General features: G+C 36.2%; 11 protein-coding genes. 1 reads left to right on the top strand and 10 read right to left on the bottom strand.

The genetic code is table 11. The annotated features are described in order from the left end of the window. Positions 1 to 443: 443 nt before the first annotated feature. Positions 444 to 1,175 carry a peroxide stress protein YaaA gene (yaaA, locus tag H346_RS0105325; RefSeq protein WP_027970175.1) on the top strand — a complete coding sequence of 244 codons (732 nt, stop codon included), beginning with the start codon at positions 444 to 446 and terminating at the stop codon, positions 1,173 to 1,175. A gap of 175 nt (positions 1,176 to 1,350) precedes the next feature. Here yaaA and nrdG read toward each other — a convergent pair whose 3' ends face one another. The 10 genes from nrdG to recA form a co-directional block, all read right to left on the bottom strand. Beyond that, complete coding sequence (gene nrdG / locus H346_RS0105320; RefSeq protein ID WP_027970174.1) at positions 1,351 to 1,965, bottom strand: anaerobic ribonucleoside-triphosphate reductase activating protein; 615 nt, start codon at positions 1,963 to 1,965, stop codon at positions 1,351 to 1,353. 14 nt (positions 1,966 to 1,979) lie between these two features. Further along, positions 1,980 to 2,474, bottom strand: a complete 495-nt coding sequence (locus H346_RS0105315) for a GNAT family N-acetyltransferase (protein WP_027970173.1) — start codon at positions 2,472 to 2,474, stop codon at positions 1,980 to 1,982. A gap of 717 nt (positions 2,475 to 3,191) precedes the next feature. After that, on the bottom strand, positions 3,192 to 3,344 hold the full coding sequence (locus H346_RS10640; protein ID WP_027970172.1) for a hypothetical protein: 153 nt from the start codon (positions 3,342 to 3,344) through the stop codon (positions 3,192 to 3,194). Between the two features lie 188 nt (positions 3,345 to 3,532). After that, positions 3,533 to 5,731 carry an anaerobic ribonucleoside-triphosphate reductase gene (gene nrdD, locus H346_RS0105305; RefSeq protein WP_027970171.1) on the bottom strand — a complete coding sequence of 733 codons (2,199 nt, stop codon included), beginning with the start codon at positions 5,729 to 5,731 and terminating at the stop codon, positions 3,533 to 3,535. 97 nt (positions 5,732 to 5,828) lie between these two features. After that, positions 5,829 to 7,388, bottom strand: coding sequence for a glycosyltransferase family protein (locus H346_RS0105300; RefSeq protein WP_027970170.1), 1,560 nt, complete (start codon positions 7,386 to 7,388; stop codon positions 5,829 to 5,831). A 351-nt stretch (positions 7,389 to 7,739) separates the two neighbouring features. Further along, a complete protein-coding gene (locus tag H346_RS0105290; protein ID WP_027970169.1) occupies positions 7,740 to 8,033 on the bottom strand; it encodes a DUF1292 domain-containing protein in 294 nt (97 codons plus the stop codon). A 10-nt stretch (positions 8,034 to 8,043) separates the two neighbouring features. Next, positions 8,044 to 8,463 (bottom strand): Holliday junction resolvase RuvX, encoded by a 420-nt coding sequence (gene ruvX, locus H346_RS0105285; RefSeq protein WP_027970168.1) that lies wholly within the window; start codon positions 8,461 to 8,463, stop codon positions 8,044 to 8,046. Further along, the gene (locus tag H346_RS0105280) at positions 8,460 to 8,729 is read right to left on the bottom strand and encodes an IreB family regulatory phosphoprotein (RefSeq protein WP_027970167.1); all 270 of its coding nucleotides are present in this window, start codon (positions 8,727 to 8,729) and stop codon (positions 8,460 to 8,462) included. Before H346_RS0105280 ends, ruvX begins: the two co-directional genes overlap by 4 nt. Before the next feature lie 110 nt (positions 8,730 to 8,839). Next, a complete protein-coding gene (gene spx, locus H346_RS0105275) occupies positions 8,840 to 9,238 on the bottom strand; it encodes a transcriptional regulator Spx (protein WP_027970166.1) in 399 nt (132 codons plus the stop codon). Between the two features lie 495 nt (positions 9,239 to 9,733). Further along, a complete protein-coding gene (recA, locus tag H346_RS0105270; protein ID WP_027970165.1) occupies positions 9,734 to 10,870 on the bottom strand; it encodes a recombinase RecA in 1,137 nt (378 codons plus the stop codon). Positions 10,871 to 10,971: the final 101 nt, after the last annotated feature.

Here is a 10,971-nt window from a genome sequence, read left to right as displayed (position 1 = left end):
GCAACAAAGCTTTTTGAACACACACCTGTCACAATAGAAAAAGCCTTGCAAAGTAAAATAACCTTGCAAAACTCTTTCTTCTTCTTAACTTTGAGTTTCCCCATCATTAACCGTGTTATTGTAGGCATATATGTACCTACTTGACCTGAATTTCTGCCTTCATCAAACAGACTTAAGTTTATATTATCATATTTAATTCAAGAACACAAGATATTTTATAAAATAAATAGCATTTTAATTAAACTGTAAAAAATTTAACTATTATAAAACAACATTAACGAACTTAGAATTTTCAAATGACATAGAGCATTTAAAAAAATAAATTCCTTTATCACAAGAGAATCAAGATAGAATTTGTCCTAAAAATCGTTTTATAAAGAAGGAATTAATGAACCAATAATCCTTTCTTGACAGAAAGCAACTGACTTTATTACAATAAAGCTATGTTAACCTTTTTAATTCCTAGCGCAAAAGAAATGACAATTCCTCCTAGATCTTACCCACATGTACTTCCACAAAAAAGCCAAGCGATTTTAAACACTATGTCAGAAATGACCGTAGAACAATTAGCCAAAGCCTATCAAATAAAAGAGGAGGCAGCCTTAAAAGAGTATCAACGTTGGCAACAGATGGCAGCGAATCAAAGCTCCGCTTACCCTGCTTACCAACTTTTTAATGGTCTCATGTACCGCCATATTAAACGACATAACCTGTCTGTACAAGAGCGGAACTATCTCTATCAACAAGTTTTTATCAGTTCATCCTTTTATGGTATTATTTCTGCTGATCATAAAATCGCAGAGCACCGCCATGATTTTCACACCAAAATAACTCTTGATGGCACAAGTCTCAAAGCTTACTGGAGATCAGCTTATAATCTCTTCGCACAAGAACATCCACAAGTTATCTCTTTGTTATCAAGTGAATTTGAAGATGTTTTCACCAAAGACCTTCGAAAACTGTGGATAAGTCCCAAATTTATGGAAGAAAAGAAGGGTCAGCTAAAAACCCATTCAACCATCTCTAAAAAAGCTCGTGGCGCTTTCCTAACAGCTTGCATGGAACAAAATTGTCAAACCCTTGACAGCTTGAAATCCCTTGTCTTTCCCGGTTTTTACTACGATTCTAGCTTGTCAACCGACCGTGAATTTGTCTATTTAAAAAAAGAGGATTAGACCTCTTTTTTTTTACAATTTATTCACAAATCCCTAACTTATAAACAACCTGTGGATAACTGTGAGGATAATGTGGGGAAAACCTTTTCTCTGAGACTAAATCACAAGATATCGTCTCAAAAATCCTGTTTTAAGGTCTCATTTTCACAAAAGAGAACTGTTGATAAGTATATCCTTAAATTAAATGATCACGGCTAACTTGTTCAAAAGAATGGTCACCATCATTTAATTTTTCCCAAATCACCACTCGCTCAGCTGCTAAAGATTTTTGAACATCAATAATACGTTGATTACTAGAACCTCGAAACTGCAACATGAGGTTCTTCTTTTTAATATCAAAACGACCATCCACGAGAATATCAATTAAGGACAACATTTCTAGCTTGTCTGGTGTTTCTAATAGCATTTCTTCCCATGTATAACCCGTCCAAGACCAAATATCTTTCTCAGGCAACTCTTGACGAATACGTCTGATTAAGGGAATTAAAATACCAGTATTCAAAAAAGGTTCCCCACCCAAGAGTGTTAACCCTTGAACATAAGGTTGCGCAAGATCGGTCATAATCTGTTCCTCAAGTTCCTGAGTATAGGGGACTCCTGCCTTAAACGACCACGTGGCAGCATTATAACAACCTTTACAGTGAAACAGACAACCCGAAACATAAAGGGAATTACGAACACCTTCCCCATCAACAAAGTTAAAAGCCTTATAATCAATAATACGTCCTTGACTTAATTCTTCGGCCTTCCATTCTTTTGGATTTGGATCATTCCAGCACTTTTCTTTCATTATTTATCGCCTCTTCACAGTTCAATCCAGTATCGTTCTGTCCCTTCACGATTATCTTCCAAAATTCCACCATTGGCTAGAATAACCGCCCGACTCGCTACATTACTTTCATGACAAGTCACTAAAACACTCCTAATATTTTTGGTCATCGCAACACCAAGAGCACATTGGAGCATTTTCTTTGCATAACCTTTTCCTCGCTGGCTCGGTCTAACAGAATAACCAATGTGCCCACCCCTTTGGAGCAAACTATCATTTAAGCGCAAACGAATACTCAAAAATCCTAATGCCTGACCAGTTTTATCAAAAGCCACATACTGAATGGCAGGAACACCTTGCCCAACTAATCCCATCTCCTGAAATTGACAAGCATCTAGCCAATCCTCATAACAAGACTGACTATCTTGTAAATGCCAAAGACCAGCTAGCTCACTCCCCTGCTCTAAAAACTCTCCAATCATCTCTAAAATGGTTTCCTTATCTGTTAAATTTGGTCGTCTTATCTCCATATTAATCCCTAATCCTCAACTCAAACTAACAACTAACTCTCCACAAAATACTTTGGAACAAGTCATTTGATCACAGATTCAATGACTCAATAAACTTGACTATTTGTTGACAGTGTTGACAGTCTTCTTTACAGGCTCTAAAAATACACATAAAGATCGTGTCAAAACCCCTTCTGTATAAAATCGTGTCCCAAAACCTCTAACCTCTAACCTCTAAAGGATGCCTCAGACTTAACTCATCTAATTTTCCAAATGATACGTCTTATCCATAGTCTGAATTGCCATCATTTCACGTTGATGCCCCATTACAAGCTGATAGAAACCGTAACAGTAACCCGTTTTTGTTATTAAGGTTACCATTATCTGAATTAACAAACCATCTTCCAAGTAATAGTGAAACGCCCCTCTTAAAAGTCTATCATCTGTTAAAAATAGTATCTAACAGGATGAATAAAGAAATCAAATAATTTGAACTATAAGTCTCCTGATCAATCTATATTATTTTTTCAACAACATTTTACACTTATTTGACAATTACTTAACACTACTGTAAACCTTTGAATACCCAAACAGCGGTCCAAACTTACTGACGAATCTCTATTTTCCGAGTTGACAAATATTAAGTTATCTAAGGCACATAAGCTTTCTGTGAAATAGCTTCTATCCCCACAAACCCAACAAACAATTAAGCATCGCTAGTCTTATTTTCCTAGTAAGTTATTTACGACTTGACTTATTCTTAGCTTTTTCTAAAAATTGTGCCTTTAATTCTTGCACACGAGATTTTTTATCTGCCTTTTTAGTAGAATGCTTCTCATGAAAACGCTCCACTTGTTGCATACCTTTATAATCTAATTGAAATTTTCCCATTGTTCCTCTCTTTTCTTCTAATCAGTTCGTTTCATCGATGCCAGACGGCTGAAACTAATCACCATTGTGTTTAAAGCCCCTCAAAACAGCTTCATGCAACCTGAATAGCAATAAAAGATTGCCTGTGCATAAAGCAATCTTTTAAGCGCATCATACCGCCATAAAGATGGCTCGTTTCTGACTTATTTTTATAGACCTGGATATTTAATCGTTGATCCGTTCATGTGTTTAACACGTGCAGAAATTTCCTTATGACGACCATTAACCATCGGACGTGCTTGAGGATTTCCCAAATAACCGCAGGTACGTTTCACTACATCAACCGTTTTAGGATCATTGTTCCCACAATTTGGACAAGTAAAACCACGCTCTGTTGGTGTGAAATCACCCTCAAATTGGCACTTGTAACACTTATCAATTGGCGTATTGGTTCCCAAATAACCGACACGGTCATAAGCATAATCCCATACTGCCTCTAACGCTTTTGGATTTTGTTGCAAAACAGGATACTCACAATAATGAATAAAGCCACCTGAAGCTCCGGCTTTCGGATAATCCTTTTCAAAGTCAAGCTTTTCAAAAGGTGTTGGGTTCTTACGCACATCGTAATGGAAAGAATTCGTATAGTATTCTTTATCGGTAATATCCGTCACAATTCCAAATTTTTCCGTATCTAGTCGACAAAAACGATCAGTCAAACTTTCTGATGGTGTTGAATAGACAGAGAAATGATAACCATATTCATCCGACCAGTCCTCACAAGCCTTCTTCATCTCTTTCACAATTGTCAAAGTGAATTCTTTAGCTTCTGCGTTGTTTTCCCATTTTCCACCGTAAAAGACAGAAGCAACTTCATAAAGACCAATATAACCAAGAGAGACCGTTGCACGACGGTTCTTAAAGAGATCATCTACATTGCCCGTTTTTTCTAAACGTTTTCCGAATGCCCCATATTGATAAAGGATCGGAGCATTAGCAGGTGTTGCTTCCTTGACACGCTCTACACGGTAAACCAAGGCATCCTTACTGATTTGCATCCTCTCGTTGAAGAGTTCCCAGAACTTGTCCATATCACCATTTGATTCCATAGCAATACGTGGTAAATTGAGCGTTACTACCCCAAGATTCATCCGACCAGAAGTCACATCCTGACCATTCTCATCTTTCCATCCTTGAAGGAAAGAACGACAGCCCATTGGCGACTTAAATGATCCGGTCAAAGCAATAATCTTATCATAAGATAGCATGTCAGGATACATCCGCTTAGTAGCGCATTCCAAAGCCAGAGTCTTAATATCATAGTTCGGTGAATCTGGTTCTAAATTCAATCCACGTTTAACAGTAAAGATTAATTTGGGGAAGATAGCGGTACGATGCTCACTACCAAGCCCATTAATACGAATGGTCAAAATAGCTTTTTGAATCTCACGCTCAAACCAAGAGGTCCCCAAACCAAAACCTAAAGAGGTAAAAGGCGTTTGACCATTGGAGGTAAAAAGCGTATTAATCTCATATTCCAAGGACTGCATAGCATCGTAAATATCCTTTTGAGTTTTCTCAAAGGCATAATTTTCACGCATGTCCTCAATAACCCATTTTTCGGCATCAGCCATGTGTTTCTTGAAATTAAGTTCTGCATATGGTGCTAAAAATTCATCAATACGATCTGCCGTACAACCGCCATACTGGCTTGAAGCTACATTAGCAATAATTTGTGAAATTTGAGCCGTCGCTGTTTGAATTGATTTAGGGCTTTCAACCTCAGCATTTCCAATTTTGAATCCATTGTCTAACATCCCTTTAAAATCAATTAAACAGCAATTAGTCATCGGCGTATAAGGACTGTAATCTAAGTCATGATAGTGAATATCACCCTTTTGGTGTGCATTGGCAACATGCGAAGGGAGCATTTTCAAACCAATAGATTTTCCAACAATCCCAGCTGTCAAATCACGTTGCGTGTTAAAAACCTCACTATCTTTATTAGCATTTTCATTAACAACGGTTTGATCCTTATTAATCAATTTGTCAATTGAAAAATTAATATCAGTCGCTTGTGAACGCGCAAAATCACGCTGTGTCCGATAATGAATATATTCTTTTGCAATAGCATACTCATTGGCAGCCAATAATTCATGCTCTACAATGTTTTGAATTTCATAAATTTTAATATTATTTGGGAAGCGTTCAATAATTTCAGCAATAACCCGTTCAGAGATTGATTCTAATTTTGCCTCAACAAGTGGTGACATCCGAGTCACTTTCATACTTGCTTTTAACAAGGCACTATAAATTTTAGTGGCATCAAAATTAACAAGACGACCATCTCGTTTAATCACTTTAATATCTGGTTGAACAACAACATTATTTTCTTCTCGTGTTATCATGTCGAATCTCCTTACCCGACTATTATATCATGACAAGAAAAAAAATCAATATGTTGTGTCAAGTTTTTCAACCAGACACAACATATTGATTTTTGTCTTATTTTTTTCGATAAAGGACAAAGCCTTTTACATCAATCTTTTTATCCACTTTATAGCTAGCTGATAAAACTTTCTGAATTATTTTGGAAAGTTTTTTCTTTTTGTTAACAACAATATAGATAGCCTTATTTTCCAAAAGTTCATCTTCTAACGTTTTTTGGTGACTCTTCTTTTGCATGTTAACAAAAGGAGAACTAAATTGAGAAGCTGATTTAGTTTTACTCTCCAAATAGATCTTAGAACTATCATCCCAAACATAAATTGATTGACCTGCTCCCAACTTTTGCTCTAAGTAACTAGCAATATGCGAACGCTCTTGGTTTATGACCATATTATTAACAAAGTGATAAGTAGGATAAGCTACAGCTACTAAAATAAACAAAATTGGCAAATAGAAATGCTTTTTCAAATAGATAAAAACAACTCGACCCAAACCAACTTTTCCATGATGCCTACGATAGCTAATTTTTGTTAACTCCATCTCGTATCTACGCCCAACAGGAAGAGCAGTAAGAATGAGACCGTAGGGTGAAGCAGCTAATAAGTGATAAGGGTAGAAATCATGTGACAACATAGCAACTATTAAATTTCCAAGAAACACTACTACTAGTAACCACTTAATGACTAGGTCAGTTTCTGTTTTAGATCGTTTAATAAAGTAAAATAAACCCGTTAACAAACCAATACCAAAAGCAACTAGCAACTGGACACCGAAGCCAAGAAATAATGGCAACCCACCATCTTTGAAAAAAGTGAACTGATAGATAACAGCCTGCGTCAAGTAGGGTTTCAAAATTTGCAAATTCAAAATGAAGTAGCCTGCTGTATAAAAGACTAAAATCATCCCAAAAATTGCTGCAAGGAACTGGTAAACTCCTCTAGCAAGATGCTTTTGGCTAATATTATAAGCAAAAATAGTAACACAAGCCACCACCCAAAAAATAAGTGTTCTAGGCTCAATTAACATAGCAATAGCCCCGACAAACCCAAAAAGAATAAAGGCTTCATCCTTAACTAATCCTGCAAAATACTTGGTCAGAAACCACACCGAGACTAAAACAAAAGGCATCGCAAGCTGAATCGGATATAAACCACCAAAACCGAAACTGATACTCAAAAGATAATAGCTAACAGAGAAAGCTAAAGCAACGTTTTGGAAACCAGTAAAATAAGCGATGAGCTTGTAAAAGTAAAGACCTGTAATGTAAAAACAAAAGGCCTGAATAAAGACTAACCAAAGTGTTGTTCCCAAATAATAACTCAGAGCAATCAAAACAAAGTAAAGTAAGCCTCCCGTAGTAAACACGTCACTATAAGGAATTTGCCCCTTAGTCAACATCATCCCAATGTATAAATTTTGCGATTGGAGACTATTAGCGACATCTGTCAAAAATGGGGTGGCAATCGTCAAAGCACTAATGATAATACTAAAGAAAAGCAAGTAACATTTATGAAGCGTTGGGACCTTAGTCTCATACTTTGTTGTATGCAAGGTTGTATCATCACTTCCCGACTCTTTCATCTCTTTTAGCATAAATTCTTTGTTTAACTGACTCAATATTCTTCTCCTTGAAATATCGTATCCTTTAAAAACTTTAAAAAAACAAGGTTCAGGGTAGAATAAATGACCATTAAGATCCCCAAAATCTCCTCTTTTCATTTTCAAAGAATATCATACAACAAGTATAACAGAATCTCTTATTTAGTCAATTTACGACAAAGTTTTGCATAAAGTAGTAGCTCTTTAAAACGATGTAATGACTTCGTCTTATAATGATTAAGGAAAGCCTGTTCTTTCTGGTTTAACTCCTTGACAAAAATCACCCCCTCATTAATTTATTCGAAAAAAGAAATAAAAAAATAGCTCCAAGGCTACTTTTTCTGTGGTTCACAATATGAAACAAATCCTTTATTCTTCATCTAAGAAACTATTGAAAACTTCTTCAATCATATCCCACTCAGCATCTGAATCTTCAGGAATAGGTTGCAAGTCACCTTCTGTACCATCTTCGTTTTCTGTAAACGAATAAGCTTGGATCTCAATTTCACCAGACTCATCTTCTTCAGAGCCAGCAGGAACCAAAAGAACATAGTTTTTCCCAAATTCCTCCCGACCATCAATAGTTAATAAAATCTCAAATAGGGTCTCATTCCCTTGCTCATCAACAAGTGTAATAACTTCGTGCTCATGATTATGTGCCATTTTTATCTCCTTAATAATTACGATCTAAATAGTTTTGTAAAATCAATTGCGCAGCTAATTTATCAATAACTTTCTTACGTTTTCCGCGACTAATATCTGCCTGTTCAATCAACATACGTTCCGCCTCAACAGTTGTTAACCGTTCATCTTGATAGTGAATAGGAAGAGCAAATAGAGCCTCTAACCTGTCACCATAAGCTTTGCTTGCCTCAACACGCGGACCACTTGTATTGTTCATATTTTTAGGTAACCCAATAACAAACTGTTCAACTTGGTATTGGCTGACAAGCTCTCTTAGGCGCTCAAAACCAAATATTTCCTTTTCCTCATCAATCTTAATAATTTCAAGTCCTTGTGCAGTAAATCCAAGAGGATCACTAATAGCTACACCAACCGTTTTTGAACCGACATCAAGTCCCATTATTCTCATTTAACGTTTATTCCATTTCCTTGTAAATAATAGCGGACAAGTTCTTCCACAATCTCATCACGTTCATATTTACGAATTTGATTTCGAGCATCATTGTAACGAGGAACATAAGCTGGGTCCCCGCTTAATACATAACCTACAATTTGATTAATTGGATTATAACCTTTTTCATCCAGTGAATGATAAACAGCTGTCAATGTTTCACTAATTTCCTTTTTATCACCATCATCCAATTTAAAACGGACTGTCTCATCTGTAAATCCCATACTTACACCTTCTTTCTAAAATTAAGTGCTATGCTTCATTATAGCCTATTTTCTGATAATAAACAAGAATTTCAAGTTAGAGGACACGAAAAAAAGCTCAAAAAGAGCTTTTACAGGGCAGCACGTAAACGTGCTTCAGTATTCTCAATATTACGAATAGATCGAGGTAAGAAAGCACGAATATCATCTTCTTTATACCCTACTTGAAGCCGTTTGTCATCAATCAGAATCGGACTTTTAAGGATACGAGGATTGTCCTGAATCAAATCAATAACCTCACTAACACTCAATTCATCGATATCACAACTAAGAGCTTTCGCATAACGATTTTTAGAAGAGACGATACTCTCCACACCATTCTCTGTTTTTGATAAAATTGCTAAAATTTCTTCTTTTGTTAAAGGTTCTTTTCCTAAATTCTGTTCTTTATATGGAAGCTTATGAGCGTTTAGCCATGTTTTAGCCTTTTTACAACTCGTACAACTTGAAATCGTATAAATTTTAATCATGCTGTTTTCTCACTTTCTATTTCGTGATAGCTATATTGTAACACAGTTTTTAGCGAAGTAATATAGGTCTTTGGACCTATTTTTTTAAATTTTTAGTGATTTTTGTAGACAAAAAGGGCATTATTAACTTGTTTTTCTGAACAATCATTAACTCAGCCTCCAAAAACATACTTCTTGAACACACTACTTACAACTAAAATTTTCTTTCCAAAATCTCGATCGCTTTATAATTATTCTGAACAAAATGAATATAAATTCAATAATGCTATTATATAAGATTTTGAATAAGTATAGACCACTTCCTCAATCTGACGCAAAAAATAGTCTTTAGGAACAAGTTCATCAAGGGTTTATAAGATATTACTTCCGATTGTAGTCTGAATTTACTTTGTGAAATATCAGCCAATCCTCACAGACATTATATACCAAAAATCCCTTAGAAACTGATTCTAAGGGATTTATCTTAAGTCTGAGAGCCTTTCTCAGACCCTTACTTTAATCTTCAATTTCAATCACATCGTCTAATGCTAAATCAATTTCATCCGTATTTTCCTTTAAAAATTCCGAACTAGTATCTTCTTCTGTCTCTTCGATTAAACCGAATTTAACACGTACTTTACGGTCAATATCATCAAAAATTTCTGGATGATCTGCCAAATAACGCTTGGCGTTTTCAGAACCCTGACCAATCTTCTCACCATTATACGAGAACCAAGCTCCCGCTTTTTGGATAATATCCAAATCAGAGGCAATTTTTACAAGTTCTCCTGTACGAGAGATGCCCTCTCCATACATGATTTCAACTTCTGCCACTTTAAATGGTGGAGCAATTTTGTTCTTAACAACCTTAATTTTAGTTTCTTTACCAATACTACTATCTCTCTGGTCTCCTGTTCCCTTAATTTGGGTTGTTCCACGCACATCCAAACGAACAGAAGCATAGAATTTCAAGGCACGACCACCAGGAGTTGTTTCCGGATTACCAAACATAACCCCAACTTTTTCACGTAATTGATTGATAAAGATAGCAATGGTCTTCGTTTTATTGATAGATGCTGACAATTTGCGCATAGCTTGACTCATCATACGCGCTTGCAGTCCAACGTGACTATCACCAATATCACCATCAATTTCAGCACGTGGAACCAAAGCCGCAACAGAGTCAATAACAACCAAATCAACAGCACCAGAATCAATCAACTTACCAGCAATTTCAAGACCTTGTTCGCCAGAATCTGGTTGTGATAAAAGCAATTCATCAATATCAACGCCAAGTGCTGCCGCATAAGCCGGATCAAGGGCGTGTTCAGCATCAATAAAGGCTGCAATACCACCCTCTTTTTGAGCCTGAGCAACAGCATGAAGTGCTACGGTAGTTTTACCAGAAGACTCTGGTCCGTATATTTCAATAATACGCCCTTTAGGATAGCCACCCGCTCCAAGTGCAATATCTAACGCTAAACTTCCTGAACTCATCACCTGAACCTTTTGTTCAGCACGTTCACCTAAACGCATAACAGCACCCTTACCAAAATCCTTTTCAATATTTCTCAAGGCATCATCAAGTGCTTTGCGACGTTCATCACCAAATTTTTTCGTGATCTCTTCATTTTTTTTCAATCTTTTTGCCAATATCTTCTCCTCTTAATTTAGGGCCAACCTATCACGATAGACCATTAGCGGTTTTACTTTGTAAGAAGCAACCTTTTTGAATATCTACTCCCTAAAGTATA

The sequence above is a fragment of the Streptococcus castoreus DSM 17536 genome (assembly GCF_000425025.1).
Classification (GTDB): Bacteria; Bacillota; Bacilli; order Lactobacillales; family Streptococcaceae; genus Streptococcus; species Streptococcus castoreus.
Note: the sequence above shows the minus strand (reverse complement) of the source record. Positions and strands in the feature narration are given on the sequence as shown.